Source organism: Polaromonas sp. (assembly GCF_031411155.1).
In the GTDB taxonomy this organism is placed as follows: Bacteria; Pseudomonadota; Gammaproteobacteria; order Burkholderiales; family Burkholderiaceae_C; genus Polaromonas.
The window spans coordinates 1-16,199 of sequence record NZ_JANOAL010000110.1 but is presented as its reverse complement, the minus strand read 5'-3'; the positions used below and the strand labels follow the sequence as shown (position 1 = coordinate 16,199).

15 protein-coding genes are annotated in these 16,199 nt (G+C 65.3%); 4 read left to right on the top strand and 11 right to left on the bottom strand.

Annotated elements, in window-relative coordinates; all coding sequences use genetic code 11:
- From RMO23_RS07685 to RMO23_RS07650, 8 genes are all read right to left on the bottom strand, one after another.
- Positions 1-579, bottom strand: a 579-nt coding sequence (locus RMO23_RS07685) for an amidohydrolase family protein (RefSeq protein WP_309680120.1), incomplete at its 3' end; no start/stop codon positions are given.
- A complete protein-coding gene (locus RMO23_RS07680) occupies positions 576-1,487 on the bottom strand; it encodes a MurR/RpiR family transcriptional regulator (RefSeq protein WP_309680118.1) in 912 nt (303 codons plus the stop codon). The genes RMO23_RS07685 and RMO23_RS07680, both read right to left, overlap by 4 nt.
- Positions 1,488-1,494: 7 nt before the next feature.
- Positions 1,495-2,793 (bottom strand): amino acid deaminase, encoded by a 1,299-nt coding sequence (locus RMO23_RS07675; protein ID WP_309680117.1) that lies wholly within the window; start codon positions 2,791-2,793, stop codon positions 1,495-1,497.
- A 15-nt stretch (positions 2,794-2,808) separates the two neighbouring features.
- Positions 2,809-3,798 carry an oligopeptide/dipeptide ABC transporter ATP-binding protein gene (locus RMO23_RS07670; RefSeq protein WP_309680115.1) on the bottom strand — a complete coding sequence of 330 codons (990 nt, stop codon included), beginning with the start codon at positions 3,796-3,798 and terminating at the stop codon, positions 2,809-2,811.
- A complete protein-coding gene (locus tag RMO23_RS07665; protein WP_309680113.1) occupies positions 3,795-4,853 on the bottom strand; it encodes an ABC transporter ATP-binding protein in 1,059 nt (352 codons plus the stop codon). Before RMO23_RS07665 ends, RMO23_RS07670 begins: the two co-directional genes overlap by 4 nt.
- A 33-nt stretch (positions 4,854-4,886) precedes the next feature.
- Positions 4,887-5,726 carry an ABC transporter permease gene (locus tag RMO23_RS07660; protein ID WP_309680111.1) on the bottom strand — a complete coding sequence of 280 codons (840 nt, stop codon included), beginning with the start codon at positions 5,724-5,726 and terminating at the stop codon, positions 4,887-4,889.
- A gap of 10 nt (positions 5,727-5,736) precedes the next feature.
- Complete coding sequence (locus RMO23_RS07655) at positions 5,737-6,678, bottom strand: ABC transporter permease (RefSeq protein ID WP_309680109.1); 942 nt, start codon at positions 6,676-6,678, stop codon at positions 5,737-5,739.
- A 142-nt stretch (positions 6,679-6,820) separates the two neighbouring features.
- Positions 6,821-8,380: an ABC transporter substrate-binding protein gene (locus RMO23_RS07650; RefSeq protein WP_309680107.1), complete on the bottom strand. Its 1,560-nt coding sequence runs from the start codon at positions 8,378-8,380 to the stop codon at positions 6,821-6,823.
- A gap of 221 nt (positions 8,381-8,601) precedes the next feature.
- Between RMO23_RS07650 and RMO23_RS07645 the strand changes: the two genes are divergently transcribed.
- Positions 8,602-8,991 (top strand): Rid family hydrolase, encoded by a 390-nt coding sequence (locus RMO23_RS07645; RefSeq protein WP_309680105.1) that lies wholly within the window; start codon positions 8,602-8,604, stop codon positions 8,989-8,991.
- Between the two features lie 715 nt (positions 8,992-9,706).
- Here the strand turns inward: RMO23_RS07645 and RMO23_RS07640 are convergent.
- Positions 9,707-10,345 carry a 5-formyltetrahydrofolate cyclo-ligase gene (locus tag RMO23_RS07640; protein ID WP_309680103.1) on the bottom strand — a complete coding sequence of 213 codons (639 nt, stop codon included), beginning with the start codon at positions 10,343-10,345 and terminating at the stop codon, positions 9,707-9,709.
- Positions 10,346-10,354: 9 nt separating this feature from the next.
- On the opposite strand from RMO23_RS07640, the gene RMO23_RS07635 reads away from it, so the two are divergent.
- From RMO23_RS07635 to RMO23_RS07625, 3 genes are read left to right on the top strand one after another with little or no spacing between them, the layout of a single operon-like run.
- A complete protein-coding gene (locus RMO23_RS07635; RefSeq protein ID WP_309680101.1) occupies positions 10,355-12,535 on the top strand; it encodes a transglycosylase SLT domain-containing protein in 2,181 nt (726 codons plus the stop codon).
- A gap of 21 nt (positions 12,536-12,556) precedes the next feature.
- A complete protein-coding gene (locus RMO23_RS07630) occupies positions 12,557-13,255 on the top strand; it encodes a response regulator (RefSeq protein ID WP_309680099.1) in 699 nt (232 codons plus the stop codon).
- Positions 13,252-14,706 (top strand): sensor histidine kinase, encoded by a 1,455-nt coding sequence (locus tag RMO23_RS07625; protein ID WP_309680097.1) that lies wholly within the window; start codon positions 13,252-13,254, stop codon positions 14,704-14,706. The genes RMO23_RS07630 and RMO23_RS07625 overlap by 4 nt, the downstream gene beginning before the upstream one ends.
- Here RMO23_RS07625 and RMO23_RS07620 read toward each other — a convergent pair.
- Together RMO23_RS07620 and RMO23_RS07615 are read right to left on the bottom strand one after the other, a co-directional pair.
- Positions 14,696-15,763, bottom strand: a complete 1,068-nt coding sequence (locus RMO23_RS07620; RefSeq protein WP_309680095.1) for an ABC transporter ATP-binding protein — start codon at positions 15,761-15,763, stop codon at positions 14,696-14,698. The two genes, RMO23_RS07625 and RMO23_RS07620, sit on opposite strands and share 11 nt — an antisense overlap.
- Before the next feature lie 5 nt (positions 15,764-15,768).
- Positions 15,769-16,199: carbohydrate ABC transporter permease (locus RMO23_RS07615; protein WP_309680093.1), on the bottom strand; the 431-nt coding region annotated here is incomplete at its 5' end.

The following is a 16,199-nucleotide window of genomic DNA, read 5'->3' as shown; positions in this document are numbered from 1 at the left end:
AAACAGGCCCGACGACATGCCGGTCGCGCCGCTTTGCATGCACTGCGCGAGCAGCGCACACATGGCGTCGAGCTCATCGGCGCTGGCCGCGCGGCTCAGGTCGCCCATGCAGGCAAAACGCAGGGTGGTGTGGCCAATCAGTAGCGCCACATTGACGGCTGGCTGTGCGGCGGTCAGCGCGCGCTCATAGCTTTCGACCGAATCAAAGCGGAACGAGTCGGCACCCAGCAAATTGAGCGGCGGTTCGGGCCTGTCGACCACCAAAGGCAGCAGCGAAATGCCGCAATTGCCGGTGATGACGGTGGTGATGCCCTGCGACACCTTGGGCAGCATGTCGGGCTGCCTGAGCACGATGGCATCGTCGTGCGTGTGCACGTCGATAAAGCCGGGCGTGATGGCCAGGCCGGTGCAATCGATGCGCATCAGCGCTTCCGGCTTCAAGCCCCCGGGCAACTGGTGGCGCAGCGCCCTGGCCCCGGCCGCAATACGGCCACCAGCCAGCAGCACATCGCCCAGCCAGCCCTCAGCCCCCGTGCCATCAATCACCAGGCCGTTCTCCAGCAAAGTCGCGTGCGTCATTTCAGCTCGCCTTCCTTGACCGCCAGCGCCGTGTCCCAGTCGAGCTTGGGGTAGTGGCGTATGTCCACACCCCGCGTGCTGAGCACGTCGCGCACGCCGCCCAGGCGGTTCACCGCCAGCTCTCCCAGGCGCTGCGCCACCAGCACCGTGACGATTTCAATCACGGTCAGGTGCACCAGGTAGGCCTCGGTGCCGACATGCATGACCGGGTCTTCGGGCACATGGATGCCCAGCACAATGTCGGCATGCTTGGCCAATTCGGTGCCCTGCTGGGTCAGGGCAATCACCGTGGCGCCTTGTGAACGCGCCACGTCCACGGCCTCGATCAGCGAGGGCATGCCGCCCACGTGCGAGATGGCAAACACCACACCCTGCGTGCCTATGGTGGCCGCAGACACCAGCTGCAAATGAATATCCAGGTAGGCGTTGGACACCAGCCCGAGCCGGAACAGCCTGGCCTGCATGTCCGAAGCCATAAAGCTCGACGTCACGCCCACGCTGTAGCAGTCGACCCGGCTGGCGCGCACGATAGCGTCCGCCGCCGCTTCCACCGCCGCCACGCTGAGCTGGGCCTGCACTCCGCTGACTGCGGTGGCAGCACCCTTGATGACTTTGGAAATCACCTCTGCGGTGCCGTCATGCAGCTGCACCCGCCGATGCAGGGGCGAGCCGCTGACGGCCATTTCCTGCGCCAACGCGAGCTTGAACTCGCGCAGGCCGGGGTAACCCAGATCGCGGCAGGTGCGCATGACGGTGGGCACCGAGCTGCCGGCCCGCTGCGCCAGTTGCTCAAAACTTTCATCGAGCACACGTTGCGGGTCCTGCAGGATCAGCGCCAGCACCTTGCGCCGCGAGGTCGGCGCGCTGGCAATGGCCTCGGCAATTTTTGCAAGAACTTTGGAGGTCATGGCATCTTTAAAAACAGGTCACCAGCGCATCGCACACGGTGTAACTTTCGTCCACCACCGGCATCCAGCGCCATTTGTCAAAGGTGGTGCAGGGGTGCGAAATGCCCAGCGCCACCAAATCGCCGACCTTGAGCGCCGCATGCTCGGGGCCGCTGCCGCGCAAATAGGCGTGCTGGTCGTTCATGCCGCTTATCTTCCAGTCGGCGGGTGCATTGGCGACCACCGCGTCACCGGGCTGGCAAAAGCCAAGCGGCACGGGCAAATCAAGGTCGTAGGAAATGTCGCGCTTGCCGACGGCCAGGATGGCCAGGCCGGGCTCGGGACAGGACTGCACAGCCGCCCACACCTCCAGCGCCGCCTGCAGGCCATCGCTGCAACGCAGGCGCGAATTGACGGCGCTGACCATGCGCTGGTAAAAACCGTGGTCGTGCGTCACATAGCAGCCCGAGCGCAGCAGGCCGCGCACGGGGCGCGAGAGTTCGGGCTTGAGCCGGCTCACCACCAGGTCAAAAATGGCCGAACCACCGGCCGAGACCAGCACCTCTTCGTTGTCGAAAAAATGCTGCTGGTCGCAGGCGATGGCAATGTCACACACGCGCTGCATCAGCGCTGCGGCATAGGCTTCATCGGGCGCTGACTGCCCGGTCGCGCCCAGGCCCTCGTAGCACTCAATGCCGACCAGCCGGCAGGCCGGGCTGTCCTTGATGCGCCTGGCCAAAGTCAGGGCATCGTGCTGGTTGCGGCAGCCGGTGCGGCCGCCCGCGACACCGATTTCCAGCAATACCTCGAAAGGCTGAACCGGTGGCTGGGCGTCTTCCTGTGACCGGCACCAGGCTTCAATCAATTCCAGTTGCGCGGGTGAGTCCACCAGAAACGCGATGCGCAGCCCACTGTATTCGCGCTGCATGTCCTCAATGCCGGCCAGATCCACCGCGGTGAAGACCTGGTTGGCAATTATGCAGCGGCGTGCGCCCACCGACACACCGGCGCGCACCTGCGCCACCGTGGCAAAGGTCAGGCCCCAGGCGCCCGCGTCGAGCTGGCGCTTGAGCAGTTGCGGCGACATGGTGGTCTTGCCGTGCGGCGCCATGTCAACGCCCTGCCCAGTCGCGAAGCGCTGCATCCACGACAGGTTGTGCTGCAGCGCCTGCTGCTTGACAACCGCCAATGGCAGCGGCAAATCACCGGCCAGCACGCGCCAGTTCTGCGCAGCAATTTGCGAGCGGCGCAGCGGCGGGCTGGTGTGCGGAAAGCCCTTGAAGGAGCGGTCAATCTGCGGATCGAGAATGTCTTGCAAGGTGGTCATGTTGGTTTTCAATTATCAGGCGGCCATCAACAAGGGGTTGATGGCAATGTCGTCACGGATGCAGGCCTTGAAGCGGCCCTGCCCCATGTCGCGCAGCTCGGGACGGGTGCTGGCGCAGGCTTCGATGGCATGCGGGCAGCGGGTGCGAAACACGCAGCCCGACGGCGGGCTGACCGGGCTGGGAATGTCGCCCTTGAGCGCGACGTGTTCGCTTTTGTGTTCGGGGTCGGGCTTGGGTGAGGCCGCCAGCAGCGCCTGGGTGTAAGGGTGCAAGGGCTGGGCAAACAGCACGGCCGTGGGCGCCACTTCCATCACCCGGCCCAAGTACAGCACCACCACGCGATCGCACAGATACTCGACCACGTCGAGGTCGTGCGAGATGAACAGCATGGTCAGCGACAGCCGGTCGCGCAGGTCGCACAGCAGATTGACGACCTGCGCCTGAATCGACACATCGAGCGCCGACAGCGGCTCGTCAGCCACAATGAATTCGGGCTCGACCGCCAAGGCGCGGGCCACGCCGATGCGCTGGCGCTGGCCACCCGAAAATTCATGCGGATAGCGGCTGGCATGCTCGGCGCGCAAGCCTACCAGCTCCAGCAGTTCGGCAATCCGCTGGTCACGTGCCTCCCTGCCTTTGGCCAGACCATGCACCTGCAGCGCTTCACCCAGAATGTCCTTGACCCGCATCTTCGGATTCAGGCTGGCATAGGGGTCCTGAAAAATCATCTGCAGCTTGCTGCGCAAGCTGCGCATGCGGCTGTCCGACGCCGCGCCCAGGTCTTCACCGCGGTACAGCACCTGGCCCGAAGTGCTCTCGATCAGGCGCAGCAGGGTGCGGCCAATGGTGCTTTTGCCCGAGCCCGATTCACCGACCAGCCCCAGCGTTTCGCCGGGCTGGATGGAAAAGGACACATCGTCCACCGCGCGCACCGGTTTGGCCGGTGCGCCAAAGTAGCGGTGCAGGTTTTTCACCTCAATCAAGGGATTCAGCAGCGCACTCATGCGGCCTCCTTCACGGGAACGGTTGCAGTTTCGGAGACCAGGATGCAGCGCGCCGTGCGCTGCGGACCGGCATTTTCCAGCGCGGGCATGGCTGCTCGGCAGGCCGCCAGCGCCTGGTCGCAGCGCGGCTCAAAGGCGCAGCCGGGCGGCGGCGCCAGCGGACTCGATACCTGGCCGCGAATCGCGTACAGGCGGCGCTTGCTGCCCAACTCGCCATTTGCCATCTCACGCTTGCGCTGCTGCGCCGGCAGGCAGGCCAGCAGGCCCTGGGTGTAAGGGTGGCGCGGCGCGGCAAACAGCTCGCGCACCGGGGCAGCCTCGACAATGCGGCCCGCATACATCACAGCCACCTCATCGGCATGGTGCGCCACCACCCCGAGGTTGTGGGTGATGAACAGAATGCTCATGCCGGTTTCCTGCTGCAGGCGACGCATCAGCTGCAGAATCTGCGCCTGGATGGTCACATCGAGCGCCGTGGTCGGCTCGTCGGCAATCAGCAGCGTCGGGTTGCAGGCCATGGCCAGCGCAATCATCACGCGCTGGCGCATGCCGCCCGACAGCTGGTGCGGGTATTCATGCAGGCGCTGGGCCGCCGCCGGTATCTCGACGAGTTCAAGCATGCGCTGGGCATGGGCCAGCGCGGCCGTGCGGTCCAGCCCCAAGTGCAGGCGCACCGACTCGGCAATCTGCTCACCCACCGTGAACACCGGGTTCAGGCTGGTCATGGGCTCCTGGAAAATCATGGCGATTTCATTGCCGCGTATGCGGCGCATGTCCGGCTCGGGCAGCGCCAGCAAATCCATGGTTTGGCCCGCGCGGTTGGTAAACAGCGCCTGGCCGCTGACCTGCGTCGACGCCGTGCGCGACAGCAGGCGCATCAAGGTCAGGCTGGTCACCGATTTGCCGGAGCCGGACTCGCCCACCAGGGCGGTGGTCTTGCCGGGCTGGATGCTGAAGCTGACATCCGCGACCGAGCGGATCAGTCCCTCATCGGTGTCAAAAAAAGTGCTGAGGTGGCGGACATCGAGCCGCAGCGTATTAGGGTTTGAATTCATGGGTGGGTCTCAGATCGACGGTTACATCGACTATTACATCGATTTTTTAAGCCGGGGGTCCAGCAAATCGCGCACCCCATCGCCCAGCAACTGCAGCGACAGCGCGGTCAGGATGATGGCCAGGCCGGGAAACAACACAATCCACAGCGCTTCATGCGCATACTGCTGGCTGCCGGCGACCATGGTGCCCCAGGTCGGGATTTCGGGCGGCACGCCGACACCCAGAAAGGACAGCGCCGCCTCGGCCAGGATGGCATAGGCAAAGATGAAGGAGGCCTGCACCAGAATCGGCGACATCAGGTTGGGCAGGATGTGGCGCCACAAAATGCCGGCGGTCGACACGCCGACAGCCCGCGCGGCTTCGACAAACAGCAGCTCACGCACCACCAGCGTCGAGGCGCGCACCACCCGCGCCACGCGCGGTGTGTAAACCAGCACCAGCGCCAGCACCACGTTGAGCATCGACGGCCCCAGAATCGCCACCAGCGCAATCGCCAGCAAAATATCGGGGAAGGACATCATGGCGTCCACCACGCGCATCATGGGCGCATCGAGCCGGCGGAAAAAACCGGCGACCAGGCCAAACAGCGTGCCAAACACAATCGCGCCCATGGCCGTCAGGGCGGCAATCGTGAGTGAATAACGGCCGCCAAAGGCAATGCGCGCAAACAGGTCACGGCCCAGTTCATCGGTGCCCATCAGGTGGCGGGCCGTGGGCACCGACAGGCGCTCGCGCACCGCGGTGTCATTCGGGTCGTAGCCGGTGATCACATTGGCCAGCAGGGCCACGCCCACCACCAGCAGCAGGCAGATGGCCGCGCCCAGCACGATGCGGCGGCGGAACAGTTTCTTGAGAACGAGGGGGATTTTCATACGTCGCCAGTCAGAATTTGACCCGGGGATCGACCACCCGGTACAGCAGGTCGGTCAGGAAATTGATCACCACATAAATCATGGCGACCACCAGCAAGGCGCCCTGGATTACCGGGTAATCGCGCCGCAGCACGGCGCTGACCACCAGGTTGCCGACGCCGGGCAGGCCGAACACGGTCTCGGTCACCACCGCGCCGCCAATCATCAGCGCCACCGTCAGGCCCAGCACGGTGACGATGGGCACCAGCGCGTTGCGCAGCGCGTGCTTGAGCACCACCACCGTTTCACTCAGGCCCTTGGCGCGCGCGGTGCGCACATAGTCTTCACCGAGCACGTCGAGCATGGAGGCGCGCGTGAAACGGATGATGAGCGCCGAGTTGAGCACGCCCAGCACCACCGAGGGCAGTACCAGGTAATGGACGCGCTCTATCAGCGTGGCGCCCGGGTCACCATAGCCCGACACCGGAAACCAGCCCAGCGACACCGCAAAGATCTGCATCAGCACCAGGCCGAACCAGAAGCTGGGAATGCTGGCGCCCAGCATGGCAAAACCGGTCAGCAGCTGGTCGATGAGCTTGCCGCGAAAGACCGCCGAGACAATGCCGCAGGGCACGCCAATCGTCGCGGCGATCAACACCGACAGCAGCGCCAGCAGGGTCGTGGGCTCGGCCCGCTCCCACAGCGCCTGCGTAACCGGGCGCTGCAAAAAGATGGACTGCCCCAGGTTGCCCTGCGACAGCTCCTTGAGCCAGTAGCCAAACTGCACCAGTTGCGGCTTGTCCAGGCCATAGTCTTTTTGCACCCGGGCAATGTCCTCGGCCGTGGCCTGGTCGCCCAGCAGCACCGTGACGGGATCACCCGAGGCGGCGCGGGTCAGAATGAACACCAGCACCGCGACGATCGCCATGACGACCAGCATGCCCATCAGGCGCGACAACAAATAACGTGTCATGACAATTTCTCTTTAATCACAAACAAGGGATGACGTGCGCCGCGCCGGGCCACCCCAAGCAAGCACCGCCCCATTGCGTCGTGAAAGGGGCAGCGTAACGCCGAAGGCTCGCGAAGTGAAAAGCGTGGGGGCCCACATCTCTTTAGTTCTTCAATCCGGTGTTCCAGAAGAAGGGCCAGGTCGAGGGCACATAGCCCTGCAGCGCCGGCGAACGGGCCGACAGGCTGTTGAACTTGCCGACGTTGATATAAGGCACTTCGTCATACACCACCTGCTGCACCGCACCCCACAGGGCACCGCGCTTGGCCGGGTTGGTTTCCTGGTTCAGCGCGGACAGCGCGGCCTGCTTGGCCGGCGACGACCACCAGCCCGGGGCACCGTCGCCCAGTTGCGGCGGCGACAGCATGGGCTCGGGGAACTGGCCCGAATGCGTGATGTAGATATCCCACAGCTTGGAGTCGTTGCGGCGCTGCACCAGGGTGGCCCAGTCGACCACATTGAGCTCGGCCTTGAAGCCGGCGCGCTTGAGCTGCTCGGCCATGATCAGCGCCATGTTGTAGTGAAAATCGTACTGGCGGCTGGTCAGGATGCGGATCGGTTCGCCCTTGTAGCCGGTCTGGGCCGCCAGGCCCTTGGCCTTGACCGCATCACGCTCGTTGTAGCGGGCCGAGCCGGCAGCCGAGTAAAACGGCGTGCCCTTGGGGAAATGATTCGGCTCGGCCACGAAGAAACGCGTGTCGCCAAAACCGGCCGCCAGCATTTCGCCTTCGCCAAAGCTGGTTTGCACCGCCTTGCGCACCGGCAAAGAGGCCATCACGCCTTCCTTGGTGTTGAAGACGAAGTAGGGGAACCCAAAAGACTGCGTCATGATGGGAACGGTCTTGCCACCCGACTTTTCCAGCCGGCCCAGCGCCTCGGTGGGCAGCAGGTCGGCAAAGTGGAACTGTCCAGCCAGCGAACCCTCGACGCGCGTGTTGGCGTTGGGCACGGGGATGAAACGCAGTTCATCGGCCACCGCGGTTTTCTTGCCGCCATAGCCGCTGGGGGCTTCCTTGCGCGCGGAATACTGGTCAAAGCGCGTCAGCAGCACGTACTGGTCGGGGCGGCGTTCCTTGAATTTGTAGGGGCCGGTGCCGACAAATTCTTTCAGCGGCGTGGCAATCGACTCCTTGGCCATGATGGCGGCCATGCCGGTGGGCAGCGCCAGTTGCGGCAACAGCGGTGCATACGGGGCTTTGAGCGTGATCTCGACGCCGTGGCTGCCATTGGCGGACAGGTCGGCGACTTCCTTGGCCAGCGCCTTGCCGCGTGGCGAGACCTCCATCCAGCGCTTGAGGCTGGCCACCACGTCGTCGGCATTGAGCTCGCGGCCATTGTGCAGCTGCACGCCCTTGCGCAAGGTGATGCTGTATCGCTTTCCGTCGGCCGACACCATGGGCAGGCTCTCGGCCAGCATGGGCACCATGCTCCAGTTGGCATCAAAGGTATAAAGCGGCTCGTAGACATGCTGCATGATGGTGCCCACCAGGTCGGCGGTGGAAGCCATCGGGTCCAGCGTTTGCGGCTCGGCAATCATGGCCAGGTTGAGGGCCGATTTTGAAAGCGCCTGTGCCGGGGCCGTCAGGGGCAGCAAGGCCGAGCCCCCCACCACCAGCGCCAAAGCCACCACCTTGCGACGCTTGATCCAAAATTCCTGCAACATGCTGATCTCCTTAAAAGTGAAAATATATTTCAGACAACGAAGAATATTCCCGCTTTAATTTCCGAAAAATCGGTAAAAACCCTAGATTGTCGAATTAAATGTGAAAATATATTTCAGTTTCGGGTTTAATCAGCAACTCGATGCGTGCTTTCTTTGCGCTGCGCACCGGTCTGCCGTTTTTCTACTCTTGTTTCATTTTTTTCTACAAGGAGCCTTCCGCCATGTCCGCACTCGAATACCTCGGCAATCCCCCCATCGCCTCCGACCACCAGCCCCGCCCTTTCTCGCCCGCTGTGCGGGCTGGCGATTTTGTCTACGTGTCGGGCCAGGTGCCGGGCGACGAAAAAGGCGAAATCGTGCAGGGCGGGATTGAAGTGCAAACCCGCCAGGTCATGAAAAACCTCTCGGCCGCCCTGGCCCTGGCCGGCTGCACCCTCGACGACGTCTGCAAAAGCACCGTGTGGCTGCAGGACGCACGCGACTTCGGCAGTTTCAACCGGGTCTACATGAGTTACTTCGGCGACAAAAAGCCGGCCCGCTCGACCACCGAGGCGCGGCTGATGGTCGATGCGCGGGTTGAGATTGATGTGGTGGCTTACAAGCCGCGTTGAGTGTTTTTTGGCCTCTAGCCCAATAAATGCGGGCGCAGGCAGCTATTTAATTGATAGCGTATGCCTTTCATCACCAGGCCGGGTCTCGCCCCGGCGGGCGAGGCACTTTTCTTTGCTTCGCCAAAGAAAAGTACCCAAAAGAAAGGCGACCCGCAGTCTGGGTCCCTGCGCTGCGCTTCGGGCAACCTGCGCTGCGCAAGAAAAGCGGGGGTCCGCGCAAACTCGCCTGCGGCTCAAACAGCGCGCGGCCCTGATCCCGCTTTTCTTGCGCAGCACAGGCCCAGCCAGGACGGGTTTGGGGCAAAAAAACGGAATCGGGGAGCAGAACGCGCAAAGCGCGTTCTGCGGAGTTTGGCTGTTGGTATTTGTTTCCCCACCCCTTCTGCATGCGCTGAGGAGCGGAGGTCCAGACGGATCAGGGCTCGTGCTTGTCTGAGCGCAGCGAGTTTGCACGAGACCCCGGCTGGACTGAGCACCGCAAGGTGAGTTATTGGGGTCAGACACCAATTTCGCTGCGGTGCGTCGCACCGCACCCGCAGGGCGAGCCAGAGGCTCGGCGAATTTGGGCTCTGACCCCAAAAACTCCGCAGGCAGCAGGGTCGCCTTTTCTTTGCTTACTTTCTTTTGGCGAAGCAAAAGAAAGTGAGTAGCCGCCGGGCTACCCCCGGCCTGGTAGTGAAGGGCAACACAGCCAAACCAGCACGAAACCCCCCACTCACACCGGCCAAACCACCCCATTGTCATTAAGCAAAGCATCCAGCGGAATGTCATGCGCCTCAGGCTCCATATCAGGCAGCCAGCCATGGGTAAAACCCAGCCCCACCGTCACAGGCGGGGGCTGCAGCGTCGCCAGCGTGCGGTCGTAAAAGCCGCCGCCGTAACCGAGCCGGAAGCCGCCCGGCCCGTAGCCGACGCAGGGCACGAACAGCAGCGTCGGCACGATCAGTTCGGTGTCCTTGGGCTTGGGAATGCCGTAGGCGTCTTCCTCCATCGGGCAGCCGGGGTACCAGGCGCGAAAGGTCAGGGTCTTGTGCTGCTTGTTGACGACCGGCAGGCCGATCTTGCGCGGCGACCGGCTTGCTATGCTTTCTGTAGCTAGCTGCGCGCGTTCTACCTGGGCCAGAGCCGGATTTGACACCAAATCCTGGCTCAAGATGGCATCTTCCTGCCAGCGGTACAGCGCGGGCAGCGGGTCAAACTCGCCCTTGATCGGCCAGTAGGCGCCAATCACCTCGTCTGGCCGCCCGACCAGCCAGATCCGCATCACCCGCTGCAGCATGTCGGCGCGCAGTTGGCGATCCGGCATGTCGAGTCGGGCTTGCAGCAGCGCTTTGCGTGTACTTAATTTGTCCATAATGTGCCGATGCTATACAAATTTCTTTTCGGCGCCGTTTTTTCGGCGGCGCAACTGGCCGCGGCCACGCTGCTCATGGCCAGCCTGCCTGGCCCGGCCCTGGCCCAGAACGGCTCCTCCGCCAACGGCAGCGCGGGCGACAGCCTGATCGTCGAGATGAACAAGGCCTTTCGGCGCGGCGACAAGGCCCGGCTGACGCAACTGCTGCCGCAGGCCAGGGGCCACGCGCTGGAGCCCTGGGCCGCCTACTGGGAACTCAAGGCCCGGCTGATGGAGGCCAGCGCGCAGGAGGTGCAGGACTTTTTGGGCCGCTACCCCGGCACTTACCAGGAAGACCGGCTGCGCAACGACTGGCTGCTGCTGCTGGGCCAGCGCCGCGACTGGGCCGCCTTTGCGGCCGAATACCCCCACTACCGCATGAACGACGACAAGGAGCTGCGCTGCTACGCCCTGCTGGTCGAGCACCTGAAAAACCCGGCGCTCGACCCCCAGCTGGCCGACGAGGTGCGCAAGAACTGGTACGCGCAGAAAGATGCCGACGACGGCTGCAGCGCCGCCGCCGAGCGGCTGGTGGGCGCCAAAAACCTGACGCCGCAGGACGTCTGGCAAAAAGCCCGGCTGGCGCTGGAGGCCAACCGCGCGCGCGCCGCCAGCGCGGCGGTGCAGATTGTCGCCCCCGAAGCCGTGGCCATGGTGGCCGAGCTCAACGCCAGCGCTATCAAGTTCCTCACCGGCAAGCACCTGGCCCTCAGCAAGGTGCGGCGCGAGATCATCACGCTGGCGCTGGTCAAGATGGCGGCCAGCGACGCCGAGGGCGCGGCCTTTCAGATGGACAGCAAATGGGCGATCCAGCTCAGCGCCGAGGAGCGCAACTGGGTCTGGGGCCTGATTGGCAAGCAGACCGCCACCCGCCTCGGCACGGTGGCCGCCAGCGATGCGCTGCAGTACTTTGCCAGGGTCAGCCAGGACAGCGACCTGAGCGACGACATGCTGGCCTGGAAAGCCCGCGCCGCCCTGCGCGCCGGCACCCGGCCGGGCTGGCCGCCACTGCTGTCGGCCATCAACGCCATGAGCGACGAGGCGCGCAAGGAGCCGACCTGGACCTACTGGAAGGCCCGCGCCCTGCTGGCCACGGCGCCGCCCAATAGCCCCACCAACACCCCCACCAATACCCCCAACACGCCGCCGCCCCCGAACAGCCCGGCCACCGTGACCGCGCCGCGGGGCCCCACGCCAACCATCACGATCGCGCCGCAGCGCGCCGAAGCCCTGGCCCTGCTGCAGTCGATCGCCTCGGTGCGCGGCTTTTACGAGCAGCTGGCGCTCGAAGAGCTGGGCCAGAAGATCACCGTGCCGACCAAACCAGCCCCCCTCACCGCCGAGGAAAAAGAAGCGGCACGGCTGAACCCGGCGCTGAACCGCGGCGCCTACGCGATCGCGCTGGGCCTGCGCACGGAAGGCGTGCGCGAGTGGAACTACGCGACCAACCTGCACCGGCGCGGCGTCAGCGGCGAACGCGCCGGCATGAGCGACCGCGAGCTGCTGGCCGCCGCCCAGTTTGCCTGCGACCGGCAAATCTGGGACCGCTGCATCAACACCAGCGAGCGCACCAGGACCGACATCGACTTCGAGCAGCGCTTTCCCATGCCTTTCAGGGACACGGTCGTCAAGCGGGCCCAGGGCATCAGCCTGGATCCGGCCTATGTCTATGGCCTGATCCGCCAGGAAAGCCGTTTCATCATGGACGCGCGCTCGGGCGTGGGCGCCTCGGGCCTGATGCAGGTGATGCCGGCCACGGCGCGCTGGACCGCCCGAAAGATCGGCCTGGACGGCTTCACCCCGGACCAGATCAATGACCGCGACACCAACATCACGATTGGCACGGCCTACCTCAAGCTGGCGCTCGACGACCTGGACGGCTCCATGGCGATGGCCGCCGCCGCCTACAACGCCGGGCCGGGCCGGCCGCGCGCCTGGCGTGGCCAGGCCGGGGGGCCGGTGCTGGACGCCGCCATCTGGGCCGAAAACGTGCCCTTTGGCGAAACCCGCGACTACGTGAAAAAAGTGCTGTCCAACACCACCATCTACGCCGCCATCCTGACCGGCCAGCCGCAGTCACTCAAGGCGCGGCTCGGCACCGTCGGGCCGCGCGATGCGGCGCTGCCCGAGCCCAACAAGGACCTGCCGTGACCCGCAACTTTTCTGGCATGTATGGCGCATTTGCTGATTGCTGAAGACGACGAGTTGCTGCGCGATGCGCTGGCCGCGCTGCTGGAACAAGGCGGGCACAGCGTGGCCTGCGCGGCCAATGGCGCCATCGCGCGCGAGCTGCTCGAATCCACCCGCTTTGACGGCGTGATCCTGGACCTGGGGCTGCCGCTGGTCGATGGCATGCAGGTGCTGCGCGGCATCCGCCAGCGGCTGCCGGCGCTGCCGGTGCTGATCTTGACGGCGCGCGACGGTATTGACGACCGGGTGCAGGGCCTGAACGCCGGCGCCGACGACTACCTGACCAAGCCCTTCATCATGGCCGAGCTGCTGGCGCGGCTGCAGGCCATGCTCAGGCGCTCACGGCTGCCGGCCTTTGGCGGCTCGCTGGAGATCGGCACCGGCGGCAGCCGCCGGCTGCGCGTCGATGCCACGCTGCCGCGCGCCTGGCTCGACGAGGAGGCGCTGGAGCTGACGCAGCGCGAATGGGCGCTGCTGCAGCTGCTGGTGGCCAACGCCGGCCAGGTGGTGAGCCGCGAAGACGTGCTGAGCGCCTGGCAGGCCGAGCCGGCCGAGGGCGGCGCCGGCTCCAACGCGCTGGAGGTCTATGTGCACCGGCTGCGCCGCAAACTGGCCGAGTCGGGCCTGAGCATTCGCAATGTGCGCGGGCTGGGCTACATGCTGGAATCGGGCACGGCATGATGAAGCCGCCGCGGCGCCCGGCCCCGGTGCCGGGGCTGTCCCTGAAGCGCCAGCTGCTGCTGTGGCTGCTGCTGCCGCAGCTGGTGCTGTGGCTGGCCGGCGGCGTGCTGGCCTGGCGCGTGGCGCTGAGCTACGCCGAAAAAGGCATCGACCAGTCGCTGACGCAGTCGGTGCGGGCGCTGGCGCGCCAGGTCAAGCCGATTGGCTCGGGCCTGCTGGTGGACTTTCCGCGCGCCGCACAGGATGTGCTGGAGCAGGACCCGACGGACCGCATGGGCTATATGGTGTCGTCGCCGCCCGGCAGCTTTGTGCTGGGCAACGGCAAGCTGCCGCCGCCGCCCGCCGGCCTGCTGATTGCCGCCGGCGAGCCGCTGATCTACGAGGCGCCGCTGGCCGGCAAGCCGGTGCGCGTGGCCCTGCTGGAAGTGAACTACGGCGACGCCGATGCGCCCCAGCGCCTGCGCGTGCAGGTGGCCAAGAGCCTGGCGGTGCAGCAGCGCATTGCGCACGAGCTGGTGGCCGACATTTTGCTGCCGCTGGGCGTGCTGGGCCTGCTGCTGGGGCTGCTGATGTACGCCGGCATCCTGCGCGGCCTGCGCCCGCTCAAGCGCCTGCAGGCCCAGCTCGGCGACCGCAGTGACCGCAGCCTGACGGCGCTGACCCCGATCGAGCTGACGCAGGCGCCGCAGGAGGTGCATTCGCTGGCCGCCGCCGTGAATCAGCTGCTCGATGCGGTGCGGCGCAGCCTGAGCCAGGAAAAGCGCTTCATCAACGACGCCGCGCACCAGCTGCGCACGCCGCTGGCCGGGCTGGTCAGCCAGACCGAGCTGGCGCTGCAGGAGACCGAGCTGCAGGCCCTGAAGGACCGGCTGGCCAAGGTGCATGCCGGCGCCCTGCGCAGCGCGCACCTGGTGCACCAGCTGCTGTCACTGGCGCGCACCGAGGCCGAGGTCAGCCTGCAGCCGCTGGACCTGGCCGCGCTGGCGCGCGAGGTGGCGCGCGAATGGACACCGCGCGCGCTGGCGGCCAAAGTCGATTTGGGTTACGAGGGCGAAGACACGCTGACGGTGCTCGGTGAAAAACTGCTGCTGCGCGAGTCGCTGAACAACCTGATCGAGAACGCGCTGCACTACGGCACTGCTGGCGCTGGGGACACCGATGCCGGTGCCGGCGGCGCCACCGTCACGCTGCGCGTGCTGCGCCAGGGCGGTGAAGCGGTGGTGGAAGTCGAAGACAACGGCTCCGGCCTGCCGGACGACGACCGGCCCCGGGTGTTCGAGCGCTTCTGGCGCGCCAGCGAGCTGCCAGGCGGCTGCGGCCTGGGGCTGGCCATCGTGGCCGAAATTGCGCAGCGCCATGGCGGCCTCGCCAGCGCCCATGCGGCCAGCCCCTCAGGGCTGCTGCTGCGGCTCAGCCTGCCGCTGCCGGTTCATTTGAACTTTAAAGCCTGACGCCGCTGGCCGCGTCAAACCAGTTGACATGCGCCGCGTTGACCTGCAGGCCGACCGCCTCGCCGGGCTGCAGCCGCGTCTGCGGCGAGGTGCGCACCGTGATGTCGCCGGCCGCGGTCTGGACCACCACATAGGTGTCGGCGCCGGTCGGCTCGACCACGCTGACCTGGCCGCGCCAGGCGGCGTCGTCGGCAAAGCCGATGTGCTCGGGCCGCACCCCCAGCATGGCGTCGCCGCCGGCCGGGCAAACCAGCGCCAGATTCGCCTCCTTGATGCCAAACAAGGCGCTAGCCCCCGAATTATCTGCACTTCCAGCTATCATATTCATAGTAGGCGAGCCGATGAAGGAGGCCACATAGGTGTTGGCCGGGCGGCTGTAAATGTCGTCGGGCGTGCCCAGTTGCTGCAGCACGCCGTCTTTCATGACGGCAATGCGGCTGCCCAGGGTCATGGCTTCGATCTGGTCATGCGTGACGTAGACGCTGGTGATGCCGCTGGCCTGGTGCAGGCGCTTGATCTCGGCGCGCATCTCGACGCGCAGCTTGGCGTCCAGGTTGGACAGCGGTTCGTCAAACAAAAACAGCTGCGGCTGGCGGGCCAGCGCCCGGCCCATGGCCACGCGCTGGCGCTGGCCGCCCGAGAGCTGCGCCGGGCGGCGGTCCAGCAAATGGGTGATTTGCAGCATGGCGGCCACCTCAGCGATGCGCTTTTCGCGTTCCGCCTTGGGCACCTTGCGCATCTCCAGCGCAAAGCCGATGTTCTCGGCCACGCTCATGGTCGGGTACAGCGCGTAGCTCTGGAACACCATGGCGATGTCGCGCTGGGCCGGGGCGACACCCACCACGTTGCGATTGCCAATGCGAATTTCACCCTCGGTGGGGTCATCCAGCCCGGCAATGATGCTGAGCAGGGTCGATTTGCCGCAGCCCGAGGGACCAACCAGAATCAAAAATTCGCCCGGTGCTACATCGATGTCGATGCGCTTGAGCACCTCGACGGTTTTGTCACCGCTGCCAAAGGTCTTGCGGATACCGGAAATATGCAGTGCTGAGGCCATGGTTTTTATCCTTTCACGGCGCCGGCCGTGAGTCCTTTCACAAAATATTGACCCGCCAGCACATAAATCAGCATGGTGGGCAAGCCCGCGATCACGGCCGCGGCCATGTCCACGTTGTAACTCTTGACACTGCTGGAGGTGTTGGCCATGTTGTTGAGGCCCACGGTGATGGGTTTGCTGTCGGCACCGCTGAAGGCCACGCCAAACAGGAAGTCATTCCAGATATTGGTGAACTGCCAGATCAGCGTGACCATCAGGATGGGGGTGGACATGGGGATCACGATGCGCCAGAAGATGCGCCAGAAACCCGCGCCGTCCATACGCGCTGCATTCACCAGTTCCTTGGGGATCGCGGTGTAGTAGTTGCGGAAGAACAGGGTGGTCCCCGCCAGACCGGCCAGGGAGTGCACCAGCACCAGGCCGCCGACCGAGCTGG